Below are 24,262 nucleotides of genomic sequence, written 5' to 3' on the forward strand. Positions count from 1 at the left end.
ATGAGCCCAGATACCATGCGTGCTGCCGAAAGCAGCGTCGCCGAAGACCGCGGTTACCGCGACAGCCTCACCAAGATCGAGCCCTACGGCATCGAGCACATCCCCGACGTCGAACGCCACGGCAAACCCCGTTCCCAGTTCTTCCTGTGGTTTGCCGCCGGAATGAACTTCCCCATCGTCGTGCTGGGCTTCAGCGCCACATATTTCGGCCTGCCCTTCTGGGCCGCGGCCCTGGCGATCATCCTTGCCGGCGTAACCTCTTCGGCGGGAATGGGATACCTGTCAGCGATGGGAGTCCGGCTGGGCGTCCCGCAGCAGATGCAGGGCCGAGGACCACTTGGGTTCATCGGCAACCTTTTCCCCGTGGCCTACGTAAACGTCTTCGCCGGGATCGGCTGGGCAGCCGTTACCGTCATCCTCGGCGGCAAAGCCATCGCCCTGCTCACCGACATCCCCTTCTGGCTCTCCTCACTGATCCTGATGGGAATCCAGCTCGGCGTGGCCGTCATCGGCTACAACCTGATCCACTTCCTGCAGCGAATCCTGTCCTTTGTCCTTGTGGTCGGCTTCGTCTTCATCACCATCGTGGCAGCGGCCAACGGACGCGTCGAAACTGATTTCAACCCAGCCGCGAAGGGCTTTGACGGCGTCGGAGGGTGGATCATCTTCTTCGGCTGGTTCTTCTCCTTCATCGTCGCCTGGATGCCCTTCGCCTCCGACTACTCCCGCTACCTCCCCAACACCGCCGGGAACAGGCGCGGCGCCGGCTGGGCCACCATGCTCGGCAACTTCGTCACCCTTGTCTGGATGGGCATCCTCGGAACCCTTCTGGGAACGACGACCACGGCGTCCGACAGCATTGGCGCCCTGAAGGAACTCATGGGTCCCTGGGCCGCTGTCGGCCTCGGCGTCGTCGCACTGTCCTCATTCACCCAGAACTTCCTCAACGTCTACGGCGGCGCCATCTCCATCCAAACCATGGGTGTACCCGTCAAGCGCCACACGGCCGTCGTCTTCATCTGCGTGGCCTCGTACCTCGTGGCGCAGTGGGGCCAGACAGGCTTCAACGAAGGCTTCACGGCGTTCCTCAACCTCACCGCATACTGCATCGCCCCCTACGTTGCGGTCCTGGTCTGCGACTATCTGTTCGGAGGCCGACGCACAGAACGAGGTCTGCGTGAACTCTTCGATAAGAGCCGAAAGTTTGAATGGGGCTTCGTGGCCTGGGCGGCCGGCGTAGCGCTTTCCTCCCCGTTCTGGATGTCCTCGATCTACACTGGCCCTATCGCCGCCGCTGTTCCGGAAATGGGTGACCTGTCTTACTACGTCGGAGCCGCCGTCGCAACCGGCGTCTACTTCGCCACCCACCGCCGCAGGCGCCTCTCAGGGCTGCAAATGCTCGACCGCAGCCCCGCAGCACAGACGCTGTAGGCAACAGCATCACAAGGATGGGGAGGGTCCATCAGGATCCTCCCCATCCTTCCTGCACCCGTGGCCAGCCACGGAGACGACAGTCGCACCAGGAGCACCGGCAGATGAGTACTACGACACTTGAACGGACTGGTTCAGAGAAGGACGGTCCCGCAGTCTGCCCGCCCCGAGAGGTTGTGGCTGTAATTGTTGAATGGCGCCAACGTATTGCCCTGTTCAGGCGCAGCCAGTCCGTTGGACACGAGCGCGGCCTCTGGCACTGCATCACCGGGTACGTCGAGGCGGGCGTATCTCCACAGCAACAGGCCCTGGCTGAACTCGAGGAAGAAGCAGGTCTTAGCCCGCTGGATCTCGCTGCCTTCCAGACCGGGGAACAGCTTTTGATATCCGACAAAGCAGGCAACCCGTGGCTGGTCCATACTTACACCGCCGTCAGCAAGCGCCGCCGATTAACGATCAATGAGGAGCATGATGCTTACCGCTGGACCATTCCCGCCAAGGTAAGCCGCTTCTCCAACCGGGTTCCCTGGCTGGACACCGTCCTCCAAAGCACGCTCCTGGACAGCGGCACAAAGGCAACATGATGAACGTCATCGAAGGCACCGTTGAACCGGGCGACCAGCGGGGCAGGCTCCTCGGGTTTCCCACCGCCAACATCGCCCTCCCCGATCACGGGATCGACGACGGCGTCTGGGCGGCGCTCGTGAGGATGGAACCTGAACGATGGGCAGCAGCCGCGGTGTCGGTCGGTCGCCGTCGCACCTTCTACGCGGAGAAAGGCCAGCGGCTGCTGGAAGCGCACCTTATCGACGTCGATGAGGATCTCTACGGACGGAAGATCCGTGTAGAGATGGCCGTAAAGCTCCGGAGCCAGCGGGTATTCCCGGACATCCAGTCCCTGACGGACCAACTGCGCCAGGACGTCCAACAGGCCCGCGAATGGGCCGCCTCCAAGTACCCCGGACTCGTGTCCCCGCTGGACGCGTATCCGCCTACCACGGGTTCTGTGGCATTGAAAATGAGCTACGCATAGTAAGGAGCCCGCTGTGGCTGAAAACGCAACTTTGACGATTGACCGAGAAACGAGCCTGCTGGCGTCCGTGCCCACCGGTTTGCTGATTGACGGCGAGTGGGTGGAGGCGTCCGACGGCGGCACGTTCGATGTGCACGATCCGGCCACCGGGGAGGTGCTCGCCACCTTGGCCTCCGCCACGAGCGCGGACGCGGTCGCCGCTCTTGATGCAGCTGACGCCGTCCAGGCGTCCTGGGCCCGGACCCCGTCCAGGGTACGGGCCGAGATCCTGCGCCGCGCCTTTGACCTGGTCACCGAGCGGGCCGAGGACTTCGCCCTGCTGATGACGTTGGAGATGGGCAAACCCCTGGCCGAGGCCCGCGGCGAGGTCGCCTACGGGGCGGAGTTCCTGCGCTGGTTCGCCGAGGAAACGGTCCGCGACTACGGCCGCTACCTCACCACCCCCGAGGGCAAGAACAAGATCCTGGTCCAGCACAAACCGGTCGGGCCCTGCCTGCTGATCACGCCGTGGAACTTCCCGCTGGCCATGGCCACCCGCAAGGTCGCCCCGGCCGTCGCCGCCGGCTGCACAATGGTCCTGAAACCCGCCAAGCTCACACCCCTCACCGCCCAGTACTTCGCCCAGACCATGCTGGACGCCGGCCTGCCCGCCGGTGTCCTGAACGTCGTCGCCTCCTCCTCCGCCTCCGGGATCTCCGGGCCGCTGCTGAAGGACTCCCGCCTCCGGAAGGTCTCCTTCACCGGCTCCACCCCCGTGGGCAAACGCCTCATGGCCGACGCCGCCCACAACGTCCTGCGGACCTCGATGGAGCTCGGCGGAAACGCCCCGTTCATCGTGTTCGAGGACGCCGACCTCGATGCCGCCGTAGAGGGAGCCATGGCCGCGAAGATGCGGAACATGGGCGAAGCCTGCACCGCCGCCAACCGCTTCCTGGTCCACGACTCCGTCGCCGCCGAATTCACCGCCAAGTTCGCCGCCGCCATGGGCACCCTGGCCACCGGCCGCGGCACCGACCCAAACACAAAGGTCGGCCCGCTCATCGACGGAGGCGCGCGCGATGACGTGCACGCTTTGGTGGCTGCCGCCGTCGACGCCGGGGCAGTGGCCGTCACCGGCGGGGCGCCCGTGGACGGGCCCGGCTACTTCTACCAGCCCACCGTCCTGGCCAACGTCCCCAACAACGCCGCGATCCTGGGCCAGGAAATCTTTGGCCCCGTCGCCTCGGTCACCACCTTCGCTACCGAAGAAGACGCCATCCGGCTCGCCAACAACACCGAATACGGGCTCGCCTCCTACCTCTACAGCAAGGATTTCAACCGCCTCCTCCGGGTAGCAGAACAAATCGAGTTCGGCATGGTCGGGTTCAACGCCGGCGTCATCTCCAACGCCGCAGCACCCTTCGGCGGCGTCAAACAATCAGGCCTCGGCCGCGAAGGCGGCACCGAAGGCATCGCCGAATACACCACCACCCAATACATCGGCATCGCAGACCCCTACGCCGGCTGACTTGTCGACAAGTCAGCAAAGGGACAGGCATGGGTAAGCCGGTCCGCCATGCTGAATTTACTCCCCACGAGTCGGTCTGCAACTGAACAGGCTTTGAGCCGCTTTTGGCGGCGACCAACGCCGGAGGCTAGACCTCCGGCGTTGGTCGGCGTGCCAGTAAAGTTACTCGACTTGCCCGTTGCCTTGCCAGCTCACGCTGACCCGCTCGCGACTCACCGACGCCTCGGACGTGTTCCCGCTGTTCCAGCACCCGGGCACCGAGTTCATCTACATGCTCGTGGTGTACAGCCACGTCTCCTGCAGTGCCTCCTGCGCGCCGCGGGACGCCTGAAACTCGCTTGTGGGTGACCGAAATGATGATTTAACACACCGGAAACCCACCCGGGAATTGCCGCCATACAGTTGGAATCAGACGGCAACAGCCGCCCCTCCCGCTGAACGTGGTTTCTCCGGCCACGTCCCTCCGCAGAGCGGCTCTGACGGCAAACGACCGTTCTCTCTTCGCATCACGAAAGGGGTTTCCCATGGATTCGGGAAATGTCGCTTGGATTTTGGCCAGCTCCGCGCTGGTATGCATGATGATCCCCGCCCTGGCCCTGTTTTACGGGGGCATGGTGGGGTCACGCCGCATTCTCAACATGATGATGATGTGCTTCGGCGGCGCCAGCCTGGTGGCCGTCCTCTGGGCACTGTTCGGCTACTCCATGGCCTTCGGCAACTCCGTGGGCGGCCTGGGCCTGATCGGTGACGTCACCGAATTCCCCGGCATGGGGCAGATGCTCGCCAAGGACGATTCGGCGTCCATCCCGCTCATCCTGTTCGCCGCATTCCAGCTGTTCTTCGCCTGCGTCACCACGGCGCTGGTTGCCGGGGCGGCAGCCGGCCGCATGAAGTTCGGCGCCTGGATGGTGTTCGCCGGCATCTGGGCCACCGTGGTCTACTTCCCTATCGCGCACTGGGTGTTCGCGTTCGACTCTGCGGACGGCAGCACGGTGGGCGGCTGGATCGCCAACGGCATCAAGGCCATCGACTTCGCCGGCGGCACCGCGGTGCACATGAACGCCGGCGCCGCCGCCCTGGCCCTGGCACTGGTCCTGGGCAAGAGCTCCGGCTGGCCGAAAATGGAACACACGAAGCCGCACAGCCGCCCGCTGGTCCTGGTGGGCGCAGGCCTTCTGTGGGTGGGCTGGTTCGGCTTCAACGCCGGCTCCGCACTCGCCGCCGGCCAGTCCGCGGCCGTGGTCTTCCTCAACACCGCCGTCGCCGCCTCGGCAGGCCTGCTCGCCTGGGCCCTCGTGGAGCGTGTCCGCCACGGCGCCGCCACCAGCATGGGCGCCGCGTCGGGCCTGATCGCCGCGCTGGTGGCCATTACCCCGGCCTGTGGCGCGGTCAGCCCGCTGGGTGCGCTGGCCATTGGTGCCATCGCGGGGGCCGTCTGCTCGCTGGCTATCGAATGGAAGTTCCGCCTGGGCTTCGACGATTCGCTCGACGTCGTGGGCGTCCACCTCGTCGGCGGGATCCTGGGCACCCTGCTGATTGGCCTCTTCGCCACGGACAAGGCCCCGAACGGCGTCAGCGGCCTGTTCTACGGCGGCGGCTTCGACCTGCTGGGCGTCCAGGCGATCGCCACCGTCAGCGTCCTGGCCTACTCGTTCGGCATCACCTGGCTCCTGGCCAAGATCCTGGACAAGGCCATGGGCGGCCTGCGCATCAAGCCCGAGGATGAACTGCGCGGCATCGACCTCGCAGCGCACTCCGAGCTTGCCTACCTTACCGATGAGGACCCGGTGGAACTGGGCTCGCCGCAGCGGGTCTAACGTCGGCAACGCGCCGGCGGCCGCCTGCTGGGGGCGGCGTCCGGTGGACGCTTCCGCGTCACGGGTCCCAGCGCACGAGTCAGGGCCAAACCTTGGACCGGTGCCGGCAGCCGCCGGCTTATAGTTCCAGGGTTTGGCCCTTCGTCGTGCCTACTGTTCCGTGCAGGCCAGGGTTCCGCCGGATCCAGTGCCCGGTGCCGTCCACCGAGCGGTAAACCGCCTGGCCGCGCCATTCGTCCACGATCATCCAGTAGCTGCCGCCGAGCCGGAAGTTTCTCCAACGTTGTACTTTTGCGGTGGAGACCAGCATATGCGGGAACGGGCGGCGGGCAAACGCCATCTGCGCTGCCTATATTCGGATTCGCTGCGCATGTACCCTGGCGCACCGGATATGCGGGGTGCGCCAGGGAATCCGCGCAGCGAAATTTCAGACGTGCGTCGAAGCTGCAGATGCGCGTCGAAAACGCATTCGCGCGTCGGAGCCGAAGATCCGCGTCGAAAACTGCAGTACACGCGTCGAAAGCGGCTGCTAGTCCTTGAACAACCCCGCCAGGTCCTCCGCCGTGATGGCTCCGCCGGCCAGGGCGTCACCTTCCATCACGTCCGCGAAAAGCTGGGACTTCCGGGTCTTCAGGGCCATGACCTTCTCTTCGATGGTGTCCTTGGCCACGAGCCGGTACACCATCACGTTGCGCGCCTGCCCGATCCGGTGTGTCCGGTCCACGGCCTGCGCCTCGGAGGCAGGGTTCCACCAGGGATCGAGCAGGAAGACGTAGTCCGCCTCGGTGAGGTTGAGCCCGAACCCGCCGGCCTTGAGCGAAATCAGGAACACCGGGGCGCTGCCGTTCTTGAATTCGCTGACGACGTCGGCCCGGTTCCGGGTGCCGCCGTCGAGGTAGCAGTACTCGATTTCTTCCTCGTCCAGCCGCTCCCGGACCTTCCCCAGGAATCCGGTGAACTGGCTGAAGATCAGGGCCCGGTGCCCCTCCGCCACCAGGTCATCCAGCTGCTCGAACAGCACATCCAGCTTGCTGGAGCGGACGGCGGAGAGCGCAGGGTCCACCAGGGTTACGTCCAGGCTCAGCTGCCGCAGCAGCGTCAAGGACTGGAAAATGGTGAAGCGGTTCTTGTTGACGTCCTCGATCAGCCCCAGGATCTTTTGCCGCTCGCGCTGCAGGTGCGTCTGGTACACCTTCTGGTGCCGCGGGTTGAGCACCACTTCCAGGACCTGTTCCTGCTTGGGCGGCAGGTCCTTGATCACCTGGTCCTTGGTGCGCCGCATCATCAGCGGCCGGACCCTGCGCCGGAGCTTCTCGAGCTGGCCCTTGTCGCCGTTCTTTTCCACCGGCTTCTGGTAGTACTCTGCGAAGCGCTTGGGGCTGGAGAACAGGCCGGGAGCCACGATGGACGTCAGCGCCCAGAACTCCATCAGGTTGTTCTCCAACGGGGTACCGGTGATGGCCAGCTTGAATGCTGCCGGCAGTTTCCGCGCACACTGGTAGGCCTTGGACTGGTGGTTCTTCACGAACTGCGCCTCGTCCAGGACCAGTCCGGCCCAGGTGTGGGAGGCGTAGGCCTCGTAGTCGATCCGGAACAGGGCGTACGAGGTGATGACGATGTCGGCCCCGCCGAGAGCCTCGGCCACGTCCTGGCCGCTCTTCCCGAACGTCTCACCGACCGTGCGCACGGTCAGGCCGGGGGCGAAGCGCGCGGCCTCGAGGGCCCAGTTGCCCACGACGGTGGTGGGTGCCACCACCAGGAAGGGCGCGACGGCGGCCGGCCTGGTTCCCACCGCCACGGTACCGGTATCCCCGGGCGCGAGCCCGGTGTTCCCGGACCCAAGTCCGGGCTCTCCGGATGTAAGCCCGTGGTCCTTCGCGGCGCACATCAGCGCCAGCGCCTGCACGGTCTTGCCCAGGCCCATATCGTCGGCCAGGACCCCTCCCAGGCCGTGCTTGTACAGGAAACTGAGCCAGTTGTAGCCCTCCAGCTGGTACGGGCGCAGCTCGGCGTTCAAGGATGCGGGCAGCGGCAGGCCGTCCACGCCACCCTCCAGGAGTCCGCCCACGGCCGAGCGCCAGGCGGCTGCCTGCTGGTCCACGATGCCCAGCTGCGCCAGCTCGTCCCAGAGCCCTGCCTGGAAGCGGCTGATCTGCAACGGTGCATCCTTGTTGTCCTGCAGCGAACGGGCTTCCTCGATCAGTGCCCGCAGCTGGTGCAGTTCCGGCAGGTCGAGCGAGAAGTAGGCGCCGCTGGGCAGCAGCATTTTGGTCTGCCCCGAGGCGAGCGCTGAGAACACGGCCGCGAAGGAGACGGGCTGGCCTTCCAGGGAAATCTGGATGCCGAGGTCGAACCAGTCCCGCTGCTCAGTGGCCTTGGTGGAGATGGACACCACGGGCGCTTCCTCGGCTTCGCGGTAGTCGGCGATCTCGCCCACCGTTTCCACGTCCACGTCCGGTGCTTCCCGCAGCCGGGGCAGCACTTCCTCGGTGAACGCCAGCGTATCCAGGCCCTTGAGCTCCACCGACGCCGCCAGGCGCGGAGTGCCCCAGCCGTCGGTGGCGGACTCGCCCAGGGCTGCCACCGTATCCCAGGGCTGGCCGATACCTTCCAGGATGCGGGACTCGGCGGTGTCGTCCCGGTAGCCCTGATCGCCCGGGTGCCGCCACAGCGGCTGCGCCGTAACCAGTTTCCCGGTGCGGTAGTGCCACTCCCAGTGCAGCCGCACCCGGTGGTCCGCCCCGTAATTGGCCAGCAGGGACAGGGTGGGAACGGCCAGCTCGGGAAGCTCGACGGACTCGTCCCGCGCCGTGACCCGGGCGGCCTGCTTGAGCTTCGGGTAGAAACCCGTGAGGAACCGGGACTCGTCCTTGGCCGGAATGTGGAGCGTGCTTCCGGCCGTGACGAACGCGAGGAGCTCCTCGCTCAGCCCGTTCTCCAGCGGCGCCAGCGTAATGGCGCCGTCCGGATCCGGGACACCTGGCAGCGCGGCCTCCCCGGACGTGAAGAAGAGGCCGTGCGCGGGCCGGCCGATGGTGCCCACCGCCGCCGGATCAACCTCTTCCCCCGCCACGGTGATGGTGGGGGACAACTCCAGCCCGGCGTCGGACACTGCAGTGCTGGAACCTGCGGTGCCGGACCCGGCAGTTCCGGACGCAGCGGGTTCGGAAGCCGCATTGGACCCGGCGGAATCCGCCGCGGGAGGCTGGCCCGCCGGGGCCCCGAGCCTGCTCAGGGAAAGCCCGACGGCGGCGGGGGCGTCCGCGACCCGGACCGGCTCGGTGCCGCGCGAGTGGACCAGGGCAAGCCCGATCTTTCGAGCATCGGAGAGCAGGCTCCACAGGTTCTTCCCGGCGTAGGAGTTCAGGCCCAGCCACAGGCCGGAAGAATTGTGCATCCGGCTGGCGGACGCTGAGTGCCCGGCCAGGAACTCCTGCATCCACTCCACGTGCGCCTGGTTCGATTCGCGCCGGAAGTTCAGGTAGCTCAGGGTGTTCCAGGAAACGTCCCCGCGGATCCATTTACCCTTGGCGCCCATGATGACGGGCCGGACCTTGAGCTGACGCACGCCGCGCACCGGGTCGCGGCGGCCGGTGTAGGAGAAGTGCGGCGGCGGTTCCTCCACCTCGAACTGCAGTGCCAGCGGAACACCGCTGGTGGAAGGGCCGGTGCCGGGCTGGGAAATCAGCGGGCTGAGGGCTTGTTCCCAGTCCGAGAGGGCTGCGGAGGGAGCGCGGGACACCTGCGTGGACGTGGACGGGGCCAGTAGCTGCATGCGAATGGCCGGGTTGTCCTCCGCCGCGAAAAGCAGGGCCGCCACATGCTTGCAGTCCTTGCGGACGGGGCAGCTGCAGACTCCTACGGTGCAGCTCCAGCCGCCTGCCTTGCGGACCAGCTTGGCGGTGGTGGAGTACGGAACTTCCGCCCCGCCCCGGACCTTGCCCAGCATGAGCCCGGTGCCGGCGTCGAACGACATGCCCGAGACCCTGCTGGCCATGGCATACGCCAGCCCGGCCGCGAGGGAGCGGTCGTTGATGGCGGGTGTCTGTATTGCCAGTGCCGCACTTTCGTCCGGTTGGGATGGCATGGTGCGCGCTACTTTCAGCAGGCCACGGCGGAGCCGGGTCCGGTGGGTGGTTATCTGATCCATCTTAGTTCGCCCGGCAGCAGGCCCATGTCCCGTCTTCTTTCCGGGCGGCCTCGAAAACTTCGCTTGACGTTCACTTCCTCCTCGACGCTGCCGTGAACTGGCCCCCGTAGCGTGAAAAGCGTCCGGAGCACCACCATCCCAGCAGCGAGGATTTCCATGATCACCACGCCCCAGCCCGTCGTCCTGACCAGCAGCAGCATCGAAGCGAGCGATGAGGAGACGGTGCAGGCCAACGTCACCGTCATCGACGCCATGCACACTGCCCTGCTCCACACCGGGGAGATGTCACCGGTGGCGGTCCGCAGCTACTACGTCGATTTCTACCTGACGCAGGCGCTGGAAGGCGGCTTCGCGCAGTACGCCTTCCTGGCCCTTGACCGTGCCGCTACGGACACGCTCATCCGCGAGGGCATGGCGGGCATGGGCGCCACAGCACACCTTGAACTGTTCAACCGCGCCGTCGAATCCTACGATGCACTGTCCGAGGAGGACACGGAGCTTTACCTCGACGGCAGCGTCGATGACGGCGGCGACGTTCCCGACGGCGTCCTCCGGATGGAGGAGCTGGACGGCGAGTTCGAGGAACTGCTGGAGCAGGAGAACATCACGGCCCTCAATGCCGGCTGGCTGCGACGCCAGGCAGACCTCGTGGTGCTCGATGACGAGGAAGTCGGCCCGTACATCCAGGGCCTCGTTGCCCACATCCCGGACCTGCCCGAACGCCGTGCACAGGCTGAAGCCGAAGCACTCGAGGATGCTCCGGACTTCGAAGTGATCATCCGCGAGCTGTGCGACATTGCCGGCTACGGGCTCACGAAGATCACCATGGGCGACCCCAACTACATTCACGACGGCGAAAAGACGCTGGCGTGGCACTTCAGCACCGACAACGGCGACTTCCTCATGGTGGAGGAGGAGGACGAGGCGTTCATGATCAACCCTGAGACCCAGGAAATCGTCGCGGCCGTGGAATTCGAGGACGCAGACCTGGTCGAGGCCTAGCAGCCGCGGCCGGCCGCTCCGGTACTGGCGCGGCCGGCGGAACTTCTCAGCGGACTCGGGACGGGGCGGCAGCAGCGGATCAGCTGCCCCGCCCCTTCCCGCGATGTGGCCGAAAAAGAAAAAACCAGGCACCCGTAACCTCCGCGCCGTCTCCGGCGATGTAGTCAGTGATGGGTCCGCCCGCCGGGCCCAATCGGACGTGTTGTCTAGGTTTGGAGAAGTTAAATGTCTGTGTTCACCGTGCTCGCCACCAGCAAAGTCGCCGCCGGAGTCCTGGCTGCAGGAACCCTGGCCGTTGGAGGAACCGGCGCCGCCGCCATCTCGGGCGTCCTGCCCACCCAGGCCCAGCAGACCGCCCACGAAGTCTTCGGCGCGCCGGCCCCCAAGCTCGGCGCCGACGCCGCAGCCAACGCCCAGGCCACCCCGGCGCCGACCGCCACCGCCGCTGTTTCCGACGCCCTGAAGACCGCTGACGCTTCCGCGGACGCCAGCGCCAAGGCTTCCGGCACCGCTACGGCAAGCGACGAGAAGGTTTCCGCCAACACCACCGCCTCCGCAGCAGCCAAGACCGCTGTTGACGCAGCCGGTCCGGCTGCCTTCGGCCTCTGCACCGCCTTCGCCAATGGCGGACTGAACGCTTCCTCGCAGGCCTTCTCCTCCCTGTCCATCGCCGCCAAGGGTGACGCGAACATCAAGAGCTACTGCGCCGACGTCGTAGCCAAGGCCGACGTGGCCGCCAAGGCCGACGCCGCAGCCAAGGGTTCCGCATCGGTTGAGGCCGACAAGCCCGAGGTTCCGTCCGCACCTGCCGTGCCCGCTGTCCCCGCCGTTCCGGGCGCCGACGGCAACACCACCGTTCCCGCCGTTCCGGCCGTTCCCGCCGTTGGCGGCAACACCGCCCACGCTCCTTCAGTTTCGGTCCGCTAAGGCAGTTGGCTAGTCTGGATTGCGGCTGCGGCCGCAGTCCGGGCAGCCGGGCGGGGTGCGCATGCCTGGGACAGCACCCTGAACAACCCGCAACAAGGGAGCCGGAAAACCACGGGAACTGGCAGTCCGTACCGGAAACCGGGAAAAGGCGAGAGTCGGATCCCGGGATGGAGGAGCCGCTGGTGCTAGACACTTTGGCCCAAGAAGAGTTCGACATATTCGACAACGCAGCCGGAACGGATCCGGCCGCGTTGTTCGCTGCTGCCTACAGAACTTTCGCCGGCCCGGTGCAGGGGTACCTCAAAGCACGCGGACTTGATGATCCCGAAGCCGTCACCCAGGACGTCTTCATGGCGTTCTTTCCCAGGATCGGCAACCTCACAGGCGGGCTGCAGGGCGCCAAGTCGCTGATCTTTTCCATCGCCCACGCCCGCATGGTGGACCACTACCGCCGGCTGGAGCGACGCCCGCAGCTGACACCGTACGACCCCCAGCATGACGGCCGGACAACCCCGTCCGCGGAGGACCACGCCGTCGAATTAACCGGCGGGGCCGCAGCCATGCTGGAAGGGCTCAGCGAAGAACACCAGGAGGTCCTGGCCCTTCGCGTCGTGGCGGACCTGTCCATCGAACAGGTGGCCGCCATCATGGGCAAGAGCGCCGGAGCCATCAAGCAGCTCCAGCGCCGGGCCCTGCAAAACCTTAAGGCACAAACGCTCAAGAGAAACCAGGCGAATCATGAGTGACACCGCAGGATCCCGCAACGACGGGGTGGTCGACCAGCTCCTGCTGGAGGCAGGCCTCGGCGACGACGGCCAGCTCCGTGACGCCCTGCTCGACCTGCGTTCGCTGGCAGCCAGGGCCCCGGCACCTTCAGCCGACATCGCCGCCTTGATGTCCGGTGCGTCCACTGGCGCCCCCGCCACCACGGTGCTTCCCGCCGCCGCACCCGCGGAAACATCGATGCTTCCCACCGGGAAACCGGCAGACGAACTGGCCGCGCGCCGCAAGGCCAAGCGCCGGATCACGCTCACCACGCTCTCCGTTGCCGCCTCCCTCGCGGCCGGCGGCGCCGTCGCCGCTGCCTCCGACCAGGGATTCCGTGACTCCTTCAGCCAGTTGAACCACGCGGTCACCTCCTTCGTGACCGGTTCCACCGCCGCCCCCGCAGGCAAGAAGGGCGGGGAAGCGCCCGTGCCGGGTCCCGCGGCGACGCGGCCCGCGGCGACCAGCCCGGAGGCCGTTCCCGCGGCACCCGCAACCGCCCCGGCACCCGGCGGCGTGGCGTCGTCGTCCGCTGCTGCCCGGCCGGGCAGCACCCCCACCCATGGTTCGTCCGCTTCACCGGCCCAGAAGCCGGCCGGGGTGCCGGCGGAACCGTCACTGCCCACGGACGTCCCCGGGGATGTCCGGAAGGGCCTGGAGCAGGCGCCCAAACTGCCGGTTCCCGTTCCCACCGAAATCCCGCTCCCCGGTAAAGCGACGGACGCGCCCCAGAAGTAGGCCCTGGCCGCATTCGGACGTCAGGTCAGTAGGCCTGCCCCGCCGCCTTGGCCATAGCCCCTGACGGATCGGACAGGAACCACACGCCGCCGATCCCTTGGCCCAGGGTGTCACCGGGTTTGGTGTCCTTGGCGAAGTAGTACAGGGGCATGCCGTTCAGCGTCACCTGCTTCTTGCCGTCCGCGCCGGTGATGGTCCCCAACTTCCCGGTGATTCCCTCAGCAGTGGGCGTCCCGGACGTGGTGGTCAGCGGCGGCCATTGGACCAGGCAGGAGCCCGTGCATGCGCTGGTGCCGGAGTCCTTTGTGTCCTTGGTGAAGAGATAGAGGCTCATTCCCTTTCCGTCCACCACAATGCTGCCCGCCGCTGAGGAGGACGCCGTCTTAAGCTCGACGGCGGCACCCGCCTGCGAGGATGACGCTGCGGAAGAAGCCGACGAGGTGGCGGCTGAGGAAGCCGCGGTGCCCGTGGCCGGACTGGTGGCGGCGGGTGCGGTGCCGGAGCTGCTGCCGCAGCCGGCGAGGGCTGCGGCGAGGGCCAGGATGGCGAGGCCCGGCCCGGGATGGTGCTTCATGGTGTGCTCCCTTGGCTGGATTATTTCTTGGTAGGGCCCGGCGTCGGATGACCGGACGCTAACCCCTACGACGCTTCCGGGTGAAGAATGGTTCACAGGCCTGCCGAATGTACGGAACGGAGAATGCACCGGGCCCTCGAGACTTGGGGACATCGACCAGAAGGGGCTGGAACACTCCGGTTGAACCGTTTCCGGCCCGCCGGCGTCGTAACAGCAGGAAGCGGAGTGTTTCGGCGACGGGCCGGGTGACGGGAGGAGTGGGATGCCGCTCGATGACAGCGTGGTGGAGGCGATCTACCGCGAGCACGGCAGCGCCCTGCGCCGTTTCGTGCTCAGCGCAACCCGGGACCCGCAGATCGCGGAGGACGTGGTCCAGGAAACCGTGCTCCGCGTCTGGCAGCACGCCCCGGACATCAACGGGAGCTTCCGCAGCTACCTGTACCGCACGGCCAGGAACGTCATGATCGACAACTATCGCAGGAGCCGGCGCCGGCCGGCCGAGGCCTTGGGAAGTGGCCTCGCAGATCCCGTCGAGGTTGTGGGACGCGTTGACGAAATGCTTAACCGGGTTTTGATGGAGGAAGCGCTCTTGCGGCTGAGCAAGGAACACCGCGAGGTCCTGGTGGCCCTGCACTACCGCCGGTTTACGGTCAACGAGGCAGCAGTCCAGCTCAATATTCCCAGCGGCACGGTCAAGTCCCGCGCCTACTACGGGCTCCGGGCACTGCGAACCATCCTGGACGAGATGGGGGTGGAGCGGTGAGCACCAACCAGCACCACCTGCTCGGCGCCTACGTCCTGGGCGGCCTGGATTCCCAGGACCTCGCCCTCTTCGAATCCCATCTCCAGGATTGCGCTGCCTGCCGAAAGGAACTGGCCGCGCTGGAAAAGGTACCAATGCTCCTGGACGCCCTCCCCGTCCCGGACGCCCTGGCGCTCACCGCCGCACCCGGCGGCAGCGAAGACGCCGGGAACAACGTTCCCGTCCGCCTTTTCGACGAACTGTCCCGCCGGCGTCGAACCTTACGACGGCGGTGGGTGGCTTTGGCCGGCGCCATTGCGGCCGCGTGCTTGGCAGTGGGCCTGGCCGTGGGGCCGCTGCTGGTCAGGCCGCCGCAGCCGGATGCCACCTACTCCGTGGCCTCCGGGAACGGGCTGCAGGTCCACATCGACATGGCACGCAAAGCCTGGGGAACCGAGCTCGCGGTGAGCGGCAGCAGCCTGCCCTCGGACGGGACACTCTCACTATGGGTCCGCGACCGTGCCGGCGGGGAGGACCGTGCCTGCGCCTGGTCGGCCACCCCCACCGGGAAAGTCAAGGTCACCGGGGCAACACCCATCCAGCTGGGCAGCATTTCCAGTGTGGAATTGCGCGACGGCGCCCAGCACGCGGTGGCGGTGATTACGGTTCCCTAGGACCTGCCGGCTTGTTCTCCAGTGCCCGGAATTCGGCCACCAGGGCCTGGTCCTCGCAGGCGCGGGCGAAAGCTTCGATCCGCCGTTCGATCTCGTACCCCAGCAGCCGGCTGCCGATCCGCTCCATCGCGGCCCGGAGCACAGCCGGCCGGCACGAAAACGTGTACTTCCAGACTGCCCTTGTGCCGTCGTCGTCCGCGGTGAAGCGCCAGCCACCGCCGAAATTCGCGAAGAACCACGGGCCGGACACCATGGTCATGCCGACGCTGCGCGGTGGCGCGTAGGAGACGTACTGGCTGACCATGGACAGGCCCAGCCGCGACCTGGTGCGGGTGCGGACGCCCTTCCCCGGAGCGTGGGCGCCGTCGAGGAAACCCTGCGCGGAGATGAAGGGGTCCCATTTGAGCCGGAAGGTGCCGGTGGTCTGGGAGAAGGCGAAGGCAGTCTCCGGATCGATGCGGATAAAGCGCTCGGCACGTACCTGGGGCATCCTTCAACCCTAACCACCCGTACTGCCGGTTACTTGCTCATTTTGGCCAACCGGGCGCGCATCACCATGTACGCGCCGTAGCAAATCAAGCCTGCTCCCACCGCGGCCAGGAGATAGGGCCCGAGGGGTTGGTCGCGGAGGGCGCGCAGGCCGCCGTCCAGGCCGGTGGAGTCCTCCGGGTGCTGCTTCACCGTGGCCACGACGATCAGCAGGCCGGCGAGCAGCAGTACCGTTCCCTTCGCGACGTAGCCGGCCACTCCCAGTGCGGTGACCGCCGTCCTCGCCGGGCCGGGAGAGGGCATCCGCAACTGCTTCTGGAAGGACTTCTTGGGTCCCCTGATGCCGTACGCCACGCCCGCGACAGCCACCGCCAGGCCGATCACCACCAGCAGCGCCACACCGCCGGGCGCCACCATCATGGAAACGGTGAAGTCACTGGTGGCCTTGCGGTTGTCGCCGCCGGTGCCCGTGCCCGTGACGAAGTGCCACAGCGTCAGGGCAAGCACGGCATAGACGACGGCCTGCAGGGCGGCCTTGGCCTTGTTCTTGGCTTTCTTCTTGGTGGGCTGGTGGTTGAAATCGAAGATCGCATCGCTTGTCTGCCACAGCGACAAGGCGGCGCAAGCGGCGAAGCTGCCCCACAGCAGGAAGGGGCCAACAGGCATGGTGGCCAGTTCGGCCACGGCGCCGCTGAAATCGGCGCTGCCGGTGCCCCCCACGGCGAGCCGGATGGCGATCGCACCCACCAGCAGGTGCAGGATGCCGCTGACCGCAAAACCCAGCCGGGCAAGAATCTCAAGCACACGCGAATTCGTGACGTCTTCGGCCTTGTCAACGGCCTGCTGCAACTCTTTTTTGATCGTCGTTCCTTTGGACAAGCGCAGTAGAGCGCTGGTGTGCGTGCCCTTCTTACAATGGCAATCGTGCCACGCGGGCCCGGTCCGGAACAGCCGGCCCCGCAGCGGCCGGCGCGGGCTGCCTGCCGCCAAGCGATGGCCGGTGCAGGTGCTGCCGCCGTGCGGGCCCCGGGTTCGGGATACGGGGATGGGGAGGGATCCCCATCGCCGGGTCCGGCACCCTGTGCAACCATAAGGACCAGCGATCCACACGCACCGCACACTTTTCCGGGGGAAACCATGACTTTTTACGGCGCTGACGTCAGCCAGTTGCGGGCTCTGGCCAAGGCAGCGGACCAGGCGGCGTCCCTTTTGAGCAGCCGGGCCGGCACCCTGCACAGCCAGATCCAGTCCGCTCCGTGGAAGGGGCGGGACGGTGAACTTTTCCGCCAGGAGTGGAGTGGAAGCCACCGGCCCAGCCTGGACAAGGTGGTGGCCAGCCTGCGGGAGAACTCCAAGATCCTGATGCGGCAGGCCGACGAGCAGGAAAAGGCCTCCACCGCCGGTTCAGGCGGATCCGGGACCAGCACCTGGGACCGGCTCACCTCGCTGGCCGCGCAGGCCCGGGAATGGCTGAAAGAGAAAGCGGAGGCGGCCAGGGCGGCAGCCGAACACCGTAAGGAACTTGAAGCCGGGCTCGAACGCATGGTCAATGCCAGCCCGGAAGAGCAGGCCAAGTGGTGGGACAGCCTGTCAGCGGCGGACCGCAAATACCTGATTGAGGGCGAAGGCAGCGATGGGCCCTTCGCCGAGGACCTGATGCGCATGGACGGCGGCATTCCCGCAGCCGCGCAGCAACTGGCCAAGCAGCACCTGCAGGAGCTTGCCAAGGCGGACATCCCGATCTATTCGGAGACCGGCAAGGCCTCCATCGAGGCCAGGGTGGCCTGGGTCCACGGCGGCGCTGAAGTGGGCACGGAAGTGGTGGAGAACGCCGACGGCTCCGCCACCATGAAGGTGTACGGAAACATGGGCCTGGGCGTCAACGATACCACCGGCACGGCGGGCGCCACCCTGACCGGGGAAGTCTCCCGTGAATACACGTTCGCCAGCGTGGAGGAGGCCATGGCGGCCCGTGAGCAGATGTACAAGGACCTGCCGCCGGACAGCATCAGCGACATCAAGGACGTGGCAGGCAACCCGCCCGGCTACATCCTGGACACCATCAACGACGCCGCCCACGACAACGGCTCCACCGGCCAGACGGACAAGGCCAAGGGAACCTTCTCACTGGAAGCCTCGGGCGAATCCGGCACGGCGTCCGGCTCGGCCAAGCTCGACCTTGCGTACGAGCGCAACCTGACGGACGGGACGTCAACGGCCAGCGGCGAGGTCTCGGCGCAGGGCAAGCTCAACCTGGACGGCCGTGTCTTCGAGGCCTCCGGCAAGGGCGGCCTGCAGGTCAACATGGACAAGGGCAACAACATCGATTCAGTATCCGTGTCCATGGACGGGACCGTCGCCCAGGGCGTCACCGAAGGCGTGGATGGGAAGGCCGCCAAGTTCGACTCCACCGTGACCGCGGGTACCCAGGGCACGGTCAAGATCAACGTGGATTACTCCCCGGAAAACCGGCCCGTCATCGACAGCTACCTGCGCAACGTTGCCCTCGGCAATGAGGCCGGTGCCGCCCGTGATGCCGCCAGGCTGTACGAGGCCGGCTCCGCCACCGTCCAGGTGAACTCGGTGGTCACCGCCACCAATGAGGCCGGATTCGACGTGAAGCTGGGTGAGGTGGAAGTGAAGACCGAGAACCAGTCAACCACCAACGTCTCCACGTACTATAAAGTCCCCAACGACACCAAGCTCGAGAGGCTCTGAAACCATGTCAGTGCACATCGAATCCCCGCTGGGCTTCACCGCAGACTTCCCCGAGCACACCCAGGTCCTGGACGACTCGTCGGCGGGCCCCAACAGCGAGCAGTACGGTCTGCTGGGCGGCGTCCTGGTCACCGTGATCAAGGACGACACTTCCGTGCAGGATGCGCCGCAGGCCAACGGCTGGGCACACCTGATGTCAGATTTCTACCGCGAGGAGCGCGGCGGCACCCTGCTGGCCGAAGGCGAGCTGAACCTGCCCGGCAAGTCCGCGTACGCCGTGGTGGTGGGTTATGACGACGCCGGCGGGTCGGCAAAGGTGGCAGCCACGGTTGGCGTGTGGGAAAGCGGACGGTTCATCGGCGTCGTGGTGATCTGGCCGTACCTGAACCCCGAGGCCGAGCCCAGGCTGGACATGCTCAAGGAGATCGTGGCCGCCATCAACGTCGGATAGCGCCCAACGCCGCACCGGTCGGTCACGCCTGCAGTTCAGCAGGCCAGCACGTCAGCGTCGGCGGTAGCAGAGGTCGAAGATCAGCCGGCCGGCTTCGTGGGCCTTCGCCTCGAAGCTGGTCCGGATCCTGCCTTCGAACCGGGGCGCCCAGCCGCCGGTTTCGTCCACGCCTTCGTTGGGACCGGTGTGCCCGGTGCTCACGGGCGCCCGTCCCTCCCGGACCGGTGCACCGCCTACCAGCGATTCGACGCCGGACTGCCACACCTGGGTCAGCGGGCTTTCGGGTCCGCGGCGCTCGCCGGTGTGCAGGTTTTCGAAGTCCGCTGAGCCCGCCATGACGTCCCTCACGTGGATGGCGTAGTTGGACCAGTCGGTGGCGATCCGGAACAGGCCGCCCGGTTTCAATGCCTTTGCCGCGAGGCCGGCGAACTCGGGCTGGATGAGGCGGCGCTTGTGGTGCCGTGACTTGTGCCACGGATCCGGGAAGAAGACCCACAGTTCGCTGACGGAGCCGGCGGGAAGCATGGTGGCCAGTACTTCCGGGGCGTTCGCCTCGACCACGCGGACGTTGGTCAGGCCCCGGCTGTTGATCTTGATGATGGTGTTGGCGAGCCCGGGCGTGTAGACCTCCACGGCAAGGAAGTTCGTGTCCGGGTTCTGTTCTGCCGCGTGGCAGATGGCGTCGCCCAGGCCGGACCCGATCTCGACGACCAGCGGGGCTTCGCGGCCGAATTCGGCTGCCGCGTCGAAGGTGTAGTCGGGGTGGACCGAGGTGTTGGCCACGTGCCGGGGAACGTCCACAGCCCACCGCTCCGCATGCTCGGCCCAGGCGGCCTGCCGCCGGCCCTGCAACCGGGTGCCGCGGCGCACGAAGCTGACCGGGCGCCCGCCGTAGGTACCGAAGGAGGCTTGGGTTCCGGGCGTGACGGGCCTGGGGACATGCGGCTGCTGGGGGTTTTCAGGGGATTCGCTCATCCCTTCCAGAATAGCGCCGCACGGAGAACGCCGGTCAGCACATCATCCGAACAGCCCGATGGCATCGAGCGCCGGACCCAAGGCCAGGGCGAACATCAAGCCGGCAATGCACAGGGCGACTGCGGCGCTGGACCTGTCTTTTGAGGGCTGCGGCGCGCTCTTCAGCACAGGAAGTGCCAGTCGAAGCGCCAGCGAGGCAAACAGCAAGGGGAGGCTGAAGAACACCAGAGGCATCACCCAAGGCCTCGGCGAAGGGCCTTCATCCGGGTAAGTCAGCAACATGGCAAACATGGCGGCCGGTCCGGTAAGGAACATGCTCGCAGGGGCGATGAGCGCCAGGACCAGGCTGTTTGCCCCTTTGTGGCAGGGCCTGGGACGGTGTTGGATGGGGCCCTGCGGGGGAGTGCCGCCCTGTCCATCCGGCGGGCTGTCCCCTGCCGGCAGCGCACCCTCCTGGGGCGTAGGCCACGGTTCCCGAGGTGAGGAATCTTTCATCGTTCTCCCATTGGTCTGTACGGCCAGCCGGGCGGCCGCGGGTGCTCCCAAACTACGAAGGCAGCAGCGGTGCCGGAAGACGCTTCACCCCGTATGTGGATAACTCCCGCGGGAGCGCCGTCCTGCAAGAATGGGCGGATGACGGACGCAACGAATGCCGGGGTAAGGAAGCAACGGCGAAGGGCTGTCTCCGAAGATGCCCAGGGGCGGTCCAGGACGGGCAGCAGCCTGGTGGACCTGAGCACCCTGGTGGACGCCGAGATTGACGAGCTCCCCGCGCCCGGACCCACCCGCGTGGGCGGCCGGCGCGCCCTGGCCTACCTGGGTGTGTGCCTGGTGCTGATCGGCTTGAACCTGCGCAGCGTCTTTTCCAGCCTGTCCGCTGTCCTGCCGGAGGTGACCGCCCAGGCCGGCCTGCCTGGCTGGTCCGTGGTGGTGCTGACCACGGTTCCCGTGACCTTGCTGGGTGTCTTTGCCCCGCTTGCCCCGGTTCTTGCCCGCCGGTTCGGTGCCGAACGGGTACTGCTGGGGGCCATGGCGTTGCTGACCGCGGGATTGCTGCTGCGGCCTGTGGACGCCGGGGCAACCTTGGGCGGTGCCGGCCACCTGCCTGCCCTGCTGGCCGGCACGGCCGCCTGCGGCGCGGCGATCGCCCTGTGCAACGTCCTTCTGCCCGGCCTGGTGAAGCGGGACTTCCCGCACCGCCTGGGCCTCATGGGCGGCCTGTACACCACCGCCATCTGCGCGTCCGCCGCCCTCGGGGCCGGGTTTACGTACCCGGTCTACACGGCGACGGGGGAGTGGACCAGGGCGCTGTGGGTCTGGGCGGTGCCCGCCGCCGTCGTGCTCCTCCTGTTCCTGCCCGTTGCCGTGCGGCAGGGAACGGTCCGGCACCAAACGGTCAGGGACGGGGTCAACGTATGGCGGTCGCCGGTGGCATGGCAGGTGACCATCTTCATGGTGTTGCAGGCCATGATGTCCTTCAGCGGTTTCGCCTGGCTCTCGCCCATCCTCCGCGAAAGGGGCGTTGACGGTGCAACGGCAGGGCTGATCGTTGCGGTATGCATCGTGCTGCAGATGCTGGGTTCCCTGTTTGCCCCTGCCCTGGCCGCGAAGTTCCGCGACCAGCGGGCCATCAATACGGTGGTCGCGCTGATGACCGGCGGCGGCTTCGTGCTGAGCATCCTCGGCCGCGCTGGACCTGATCTGGGTATGGGCAGGGCTGCTGGGCCTGGGGCAGGGAAGCCTCACTGCCTGCGCGCTGACCCTGATCATGCTCCGCACCCGCGATGGGCACACCGCCGCGCACCTTTCAGGCATGATGCAGGGCGTTGGCTACGGGGTTGGCTCGACCGGAACGCTCATGGTGGGGCAACTGCACCAGGCCACAGGGTCTTTTATTCCCGCCGCCATCCTGTTCACGGTGGTCGGCCTGCTCGCCGCCGTCTTCGGCTACCGCTCCGGCCGGAACCGGTACGTGGGCGAGGAACCGTAATGCAGGACCCCACACTTCCAGCTGTCCACCACGCCACCGGGATCTTCCGGCCCCCGTATTTCTGGGTGACGGTGGGTACCTGCGCCCTGGTGTTCCTGGCCGCGTTCGAATCCCTTGCCGTGACCACCATCATGCCGCTGGTCAGCCGGGAACTGAACGGCGGGAGCCTCTACGCGCTGGCCTTCGCGGGGCCGCTGGCCACCGGTGTCATCGGCATGGTGGGGGCCGGCAACTGGTCAGACCGGCGCGGGCCTGCCCTGCCGCTGTATGCCTCCGTAGCGTTGTTCGTGGCCGGCCTGCTGGTCGCCGGCACCTCGGTTTCCATGCCCATGCTGGTCACCGGCCGCCTGGTCCAGGGATTTGGCGGGGGCGCCCTCACCGTGGCCCTCTATGTCCTGGTGGCGAGGTTCTACCCGGGCACGCTGCATCCCAGGATCTTCGCCGCGTTTTCGGCCGCCTGGGTGGTGCCCTCACTGGTGGGGCCCTTCGCGGCCGGTGTGGTGGCTCAGGTCTTCAGCTGGCACTGGGTGTTCCTGGGCGTCGTGGGGTTGGTGATTCCGGCGCTCGCCATGATCGTGCCGGTCCTGCGCGGACTGGACGCACCCGGGTCAAACGACGGGCCGGAAGAGAGGGTCCCGCCGTGGGCTCCGGGCCGGCTCGGGTGGGCGGCGCTGGCCGCGCTGGCCGTACTGGGGCTCAACCTCTCCGCCGACGTCAGCATCCCCGCCTTCCCGCCGGCCAAGGCACTCCTGGCCGTTGCCGCCGTCGTCCTTGCCCTGGCAGCGGTCCGCCCGCTGGTGCCCGCCGGGACCCTTCGGGCACGGCGCGGCCTGCCCAGCGTGATCCTGGCCCGCGGCCTCGCCTCGGCGTCCTTCTTCGGGGCCGAGGTCTACCTTCCATACCTGCTGATCGACCAGTACGGCTTCCCGCCCACCTTGGCGGGCGTTACCCTCACCGGCGGCGCATTGGCCTGGGCCGGTGCCGCAGCGGTCCAGGGCCGGATGGGCCCACGGCTGCCGCACCGGAGAGCTGTGCGGGTGGGCTCGCTGATGGTGCTCGTTGCCATCCTCCTGGCGCTGGCCACCGCGGGGCTGCACTGGCCGGCCGCCGTCGCCATCGCCGGGTGGGTGCTGGCCGGCGGCGGAATGGGCCTGCTCTACCCCCGGTTGAGCGTGATGACGCTGGCACTTTCCAGCAAGGAAAACGAGGGCTTCAACAGCTCTGCCATGTCCATCGCGGACTCCCTCGGCGGGGCTCTTTCGCTGGCCGCCACCGGGATTGTCTTCGCAGCATTTACGACGACGGTCCAGTCCTTTGCGGGCGTCTTCGCCTTTACCGCGGCCCTCGGGGTGGCCGCGGTGCTGGTGGCACCGCGGGTCACCGGCGGGAAAGGCCAGGCCAGCTAAGCCAGACGGGTGGCGCGCAGGACGACGTCGGCAATGGTCGCCTCCTGCCCGTCAGGCCCGGTGACCGGGCGCTCCCGGTTGGTGAGGACCTCCAGCTGCCATCCGGGGCCGTCGAGCGCAAGTTCACGGACCAGCTGGTTTCCGGTGTAGAACATGTCCAGGTGCTGGTGGTGGTCGTTGCCCCAAGGCGGCAACCGGTCCGGGTGGTGGCCCACCACCAGCAGGGTCCCGCCGGGCTTGACGGCTGAGGCGGCGGCGCGCAGCGGGACCCGCCAGTCGAGCTCCTGGGAATGCAGGAACTGCGAGGTCACGAGGTCGTAGGAACCCTCGGGCTGCCACTGCGTCAGGTCCGCCTGCTGCCAGGTGATCCGGCTGCGGATGTCCCCGTTGGATGCGTTCACGCTTTCGCGTGCCAGCTCGGCCAGTTCGTGGGAGTGGGCCCGCTCCAGCGCCACGGCGGAAACGTCGACGGCGGTCACGGACCAGCCTTGCCGGGCGAGCCAGATGGCGTCGGCACCTTCGCCGCACCCCAGTTCCAGTGCCTTGCCGGGGCGCAGGCCGCCGGCCTCACGGACCAGCTGCGGGTTCGGCTTCCCGCTCCAGAGCCGGGCTTTGGTCCGGTAGCGTTCGTCCCAAACCGTCCCGGGGTCGACGCCGCCGCCCGCCGCTTCCGGCGCCCCGCCGGCGTCGTCCGCGTGGTGCTGGTGCGCTTCATGCTGGTGCGTGTCCTGGCCCTGCCCCGGGTGTTCGCTCATGCTCCAACACTGCCCCGCCATGCCGCCGATGGCAACGCCGCGGACGGGTACCGGCCGGCGGGATGCTAGACTGGAGGAACTTGATGTGCAGTGATGCCGCCTGCTCCTAATCTGGAGA

Annotated in this window: 23 protein-coding genes and 1 pseudogene; 16 read left to right on the forward strand and 8 right to left on the reverse strand. The window is 67.2% G+C overall.

Features of this window, described 5'->3' with window-relative positions:
• The 6 genes from QF050_RS05945 (at position 1) to QF050_RS05970 (ending at position 5,788) form a co-directional block, all read left to right on the forward strand.
• Positions 1-1,431 carry a cytosine permease gene (locus QF050_RS05945; protein WP_308929598.1) on the forward strand — a complete coding sequence of 477 codons (1,431 nt, stop codon included), beginning with the start codon at positions 1-3 and terminating at the stop codon, positions 1,429-1,431.
• A gap of 104 nt (positions 1,432-1,535) precedes the next feature.
• Complete coding sequence (locus QF050_RS05950; RefSeq protein ID WP_308929599.1) at positions 1,536-2,015, forward strand: NUDIX domain-containing protein; 480 nt, start codon at positions 1,536-1,538, stop codon at positions 2,013-2,015.
• Positions 2,012-2,464 (forward strand): riboflavin kinase, encoded by a 453-nt coding sequence (locus tag QF050_RS05955; RefSeq protein WP_308929600.1) that lies wholly within the window; start codon positions 2,012-2,014, stop codon positions 2,462-2,464. The genes QF050_RS05950 and QF050_RS05955 overlap by 4 nt, the downstream gene beginning before the upstream one ends.
• A gap of 13 nt (positions 2,465-2,477) precedes the next feature.
• Entirely contained in the window at positions 2,478-3,971 is a 1,494-nt protein-coding gene (locus QF050_RS05960) for an NAD-dependent succinate-semialdehyde dehydrogenase (RefSeq protein WP_308929601.1), read from the forward strand.
• A gap of 178 nt (positions 3,972-4,149) precedes the next feature.
• Complete coding sequence (locus QF050_RS05965; protein WP_308929602.1) at positions 4,150-4,302, forward strand: hypothetical protein; 153 nt, start codon at positions 4,150-4,152, stop codon at positions 4,300-4,302.
• Positions 4,303-4,495: 193 nt separating this feature from the next.
• Positions 4,496-5,788: an ammonium transporter gene (locus QF050_RS05970; RefSeq protein ID WP_308929603.1), complete on the forward strand. Its 1,293-nt coding sequence runs from the start codon at positions 4,496-4,498 to the stop codon at positions 5,786-5,788.
• A 118-nt stretch (positions 5,789-5,906) separates the two neighbouring features.
• Here QF050_RS05970 and QF050_RS05975 read toward each other — a convergent pair whose 3' ends face one another.
• Positions 5,907-6,128 carry a hypothetical protein gene (locus QF050_RS05975; protein ID WP_308929604.1) on the reverse strand — a complete coding sequence of 74 codons (222 nt, stop codon included), beginning with the start codon at positions 6,126-6,128 and terminating at the stop codon, positions 5,907-5,909.
• Positions 6,129-6,317: 189 nt separating this feature from the next.
• Positions 6,318-9,875: a DEAD/DEAH box helicase gene (locus tag QF050_RS05980; RefSeq protein ID WP_308929605.1), complete on the reverse strand. Its 3,558-nt coding sequence runs from the start codon at positions 9,873-9,875 to the stop codon at positions 6,318-6,320.
• Positions 9,876-10,094: 219 nt separating this feature from the next.
• Between QF050_RS05980 and QF050_RS05985 the strand changes: the two genes are divergently transcribed.
• The 4 genes from QF050_RS05985 (at position 10,095) to QF050_RS06000 (ending at position 13,370) form a co-directional block, all read left to right on the forward strand.
• Positions 10,095-10,940: a hypothetical protein gene (locus QF050_RS05985; protein WP_308929606.1), complete on the forward strand. Its 846-nt coding sequence runs from the start codon at positions 10,095-10,097 to the stop codon at positions 10,938-10,940.
• Between the two features lie 225 nt (positions 10,941-11,165).
• A complete protein-coding gene (locus QF050_RS05990) occupies positions 11,166-11,867 on the forward strand; it encodes a protein tyrosine phosphatase (RefSeq protein ID WP_308929607.1) in 702 nt (233 codons plus the stop codon).
• Between the two features lie 167 nt (positions 11,868-12,034).
• Entirely contained in the window at positions 12,035-12,613 is a 579-nt protein-coding gene (locus QF050_RS05995; RefSeq protein ID WP_308929608.1) for an RNA polymerase sigma factor, read from the forward strand.
• The gene (locus QF050_RS06000) at positions 12,606-13,370 is read left to right on the forward strand and encodes a hypothetical protein (protein ID WP_308929609.1); all 765 of its coding nucleotides are present in this window, start codon (positions 12,606-12,608) and stop codon (positions 13,368-13,370) included. The genes QF050_RS05995 and QF050_RS06000 overlap by 8 nt, the downstream gene beginning before the upstream one ends.
• 25 nt (positions 13,371-13,395) lie before the next feature.
• On the opposite strand, the gene QF050_RS06005 is transcribed toward QF050_RS06000, so the two are convergent.
• On the reverse strand, positions 13,396-13,944 hold the full coding sequence (locus QF050_RS06005; protein ID WP_308929610.1) for a hypothetical protein: 549 nt from the start codon (positions 13,942-13,944) through the stop codon (positions 13,396-13,398).
• A 262-nt stretch (positions 13,945-14,206) separates the two neighbouring features.
• Between QF050_RS06005 and QF050_RS06010 the strand changes: the two genes are divergently transcribed.
• On the forward strand, positions 14,207-14,707 hold the full coding sequence (locus tag QF050_RS06010) for a sigma-70 family RNA polymerase sigma factor (protein WP_308929611.1): 501 nt from the start codon (positions 14,207-14,209) through the stop codon (positions 14,705-14,707).
• Complete coding sequence (locus QF050_RS06015; RefSeq protein WP_308929612.1) at positions 14,704-15,360, forward strand: zf-HC2 domain-containing protein; 657 nt, start codon at positions 14,704-14,706, stop codon at positions 15,358-15,360. The genes QF050_RS06010 and QF050_RS06015 overlap by 4 nt, the downstream gene beginning before the upstream one ends.
• Here the strand turns inward: QF050_RS06015 and QF050_RS06020 are convergent.
• Positions 15,347-15,850, reverse strand: coding sequence for an SRPBCC family protein (locus QF050_RS06020; RefSeq protein ID WP_308929613.1), 504 nt, complete (start codon positions 15,848-15,850; stop codon positions 15,347-15,349). The genes QF050_RS06015 and QF050_RS06020 overlap by 14 nt on opposite strands.
• A gap of 29 nt (positions 15,851-15,879) precedes the next feature.
• Positions 15,880-16,698, reverse strand: coding sequence for a DUF1206 domain-containing protein (locus tag QF050_RS06025; RefSeq protein ID WP_308929614.1), 819 nt, complete (start codon positions 16,696-16,698; stop codon positions 15,880-15,882).
• Positions 16,699-16,986: 288 nt separating this feature from the next.
• Between QF050_RS06025 and QF050_RS06030 the strand changes: the two genes are divergently transcribed.
• Together QF050_RS06030 and QF050_RS06035 are read left to right on the forward strand one after the other, a co-directional pair.
• Positions 16,987-18,567, forward strand: coding sequence for a hypothetical protein (locus QF050_RS06030; RefSeq protein WP_308929615.1), 1,581 nt, complete (start codon positions 16,987-16,989; stop codon positions 18,565-18,567).
• Positions 18,568-18,571: 4 nt separating this feature from the next.
• Entirely contained in the window at positions 18,572-19,018 is a 447-nt protein-coding gene (locus QF050_RS06035) for a hypothetical protein (RefSeq protein ID WP_308929616.1), read from the forward strand.
• 51 nt (positions 19,019-19,069) lie between these two features.
• On the opposite strand, the gene trmB is transcribed toward QF050_RS06035, so the two are convergent.
• Complete coding sequence (gene trmB, locus QF050_RS06040; RefSeq protein WP_308929617.1) at positions 19,070-19,993, reverse strand: tRNA (guanosine(46)-N7)-methyltransferase TrmB; 924 nt, start codon at positions 19,991-19,993, stop codon at positions 19,070-19,072.
• 42 nt (positions 19,994-20,035) lie between these two features.
• Complete coding sequence (locus QF050_RS06045) at positions 20,036-20,308, reverse strand: hypothetical protein (protein ID WP_308929618.1); 273 nt, start codon at positions 20,306-20,308, stop codon at positions 20,036-20,038.
• A 318-nt stretch (positions 20,309-20,626) separates the two neighbouring features.
• Between QF050_RS06045 and QF050_RS06050 the strand changes: the two are divergent.
• Positions 20,627-21,983: pseudogene (locus tag QF050_RS06050) on the forward strand (MFS transporter).
• Positions 21,983-23,389, forward strand: a complete 1,407-nt coding sequence (locus tag QF050_RS06055; protein ID WP_308929619.1) for an MFS transporter — start codon at positions 21,983-21,985, stop codon at positions 23,387-23,389. Before QF050_RS06050 ends, QF050_RS06055 begins: the two are co-directional and overlap by 1 nt.
• On the opposite strand, the gene QF050_RS06060 is transcribed toward QF050_RS06055, so the two are convergent.
• Positions 23,386-24,144: a class I SAM-dependent methyltransferase gene (locus QF050_RS06060; RefSeq protein ID WP_308929620.1), complete on the reverse strand. Its 759-nt coding sequence runs from the start codon at positions 24,142-24,144 to the stop codon at positions 23,386-23,388. The genes QF050_RS06055 and QF050_RS06060 overlap by 4 nt on opposite strands.
• Between the last annotated feature and the right edge of the window lie 118 nt (positions 24,145-24,262).

The sequence above is a fragment of the Arthrobacter sp. SLBN-112 genome (genome assembly GCF_030944625.1).
Taxonomy (GTDB): Bacteria; Actinomycetota; Actinomycetes; order Actinomycetales; family Micrococcaceae; genus Arthrobacter.

Bases quoted from the DNA above. Each gene is read 5' to 3' on its own strand.
- QF050_RS05945 (WP_308929598.1), top strand. From the start codon at position 1: ATGAGCCCAGATACCATGCGTGCTGCCGAAAGCAGCGTCGCCGAAGAC.
- QF050_RS05950 (WP_308929599.1), top strand. From the start codon at position 1,536: ATGAGTACTACGACACTTGAACGGACTGGTTCAGAGAAGGACGGTCCC.
- QF050_RS05955 (WP_308929600.1), top strand. From the start codon at position 2,012: ATGATGAACGTCATCGAAGGCACCGTTGAACCGGGCGACCAGCGGGGC.
- QF050_RS05970 (WP_308929603.1), top strand. From the start codon at position 4,496: ATGGATTCGGGAAATGTCGCTTGGATTTTGGCCAGCTCCGCGCTGGTA.
- QF050_RS05975 (WP_308929604.1), bottom strand. From the start codon at position 6,128: ATGGCGTTTGCCCGCCGCCCGTTCCCGCATATGCTGGTCTCCACCGCA.
- QF050_RS05980 (WP_308929605.1), bottom strand. From the start codon at position 9,875: ATGCCATCCCAACCGGACGAAAGTGCGGCACTGGCAATACAGACACCC.
- QF050_RS05985 (WP_308929606.1), top strand. From the start codon at position 10,095: ATGATCACCACGCCCCAGCCCGTCGTCCTGACCAGCAGCAGCATCGAA.
- QF050_RS05990 (WP_308929607.1), top strand. From the start codon at position 11,166: ATGTCTGTGTTCACCGTGCTCGCCACCAGCAAAGTCGCCGCCGGAGTC.
- QF050_RS05995 (WP_308929608.1), top strand. From the start codon at position 12,035: ATGGAGGAGCCGCTGGTGCTAGACACTTTGGCCCAAGAAGAGTTCGAC.
- QF050_RS06000 (WP_308929609.1), top strand. From the start codon at position 12,606: ATGAGTGACACCGCAGGATCCCGCAACGACGGGGTGGTCGACCAGCTC.
- QF050_RS06005 (WP_308929610.1), bottom strand. From the start codon at position 13,944: ATGAAGCACCATCCCGGGCCGGGCCTCGCCATCCTGGCCCTCGCCGCA.
- QF050_RS06010 (WP_308929611.1), top strand. From the start codon at position 14,207: ATGCCGCTCGATGACAGCGTGGTGGAGGCGATCTACCGCGAGCACGGC.
- QF050_RS06020 (WP_308929613.1), bottom strand. From the start codon at position 15,850: ATGCCCCAGGTACGTGCCGAGCGCTTTATCCGCATCGATCCGGAGACT.
- QF050_RS06030 (WP_308929615.1), top strand. From the start codon at position 16,987: ATGACTTTTTACGGCGCTGACGTCAGCCAGTTGCGGGCTCTGGCCAAG.
- QF050_RS06035 (WP_308929616.1), top strand. From the start codon at position 18,572: ATGTCAGTGCACATCGAATCCCCGCTGGGCTTCACCGCAGACTTCCCC.
- trmB (WP_308929617.1), bottom strand. From the start codon at position 19,993: ATGAGCGAATCCCCTGAAAACCCCCAGCAGCCGCATGTCCCCAGGCCC.
- QF050_RS06045 (WP_308929618.1), bottom strand. From the start codon at position 20,308: ATGTTCCTTACCGGACCGGCCGCCATGTTTGCCATGTTGCTGACTTAC.
- QF050_RS06055 (WP_308929619.1), top strand. From the start codon at position 21,983: ATGCAGGACCCCACACTTCCAGCTGTCCACCACGCCACCGGGATCTTC.
- QF050_RS06060 (WP_308929620.1), bottom strand. From the start codon at position 24,144: ATGAGCGAACACCCGGGGCAGGGCCAGGACACGCACCAGCATGAAGCG.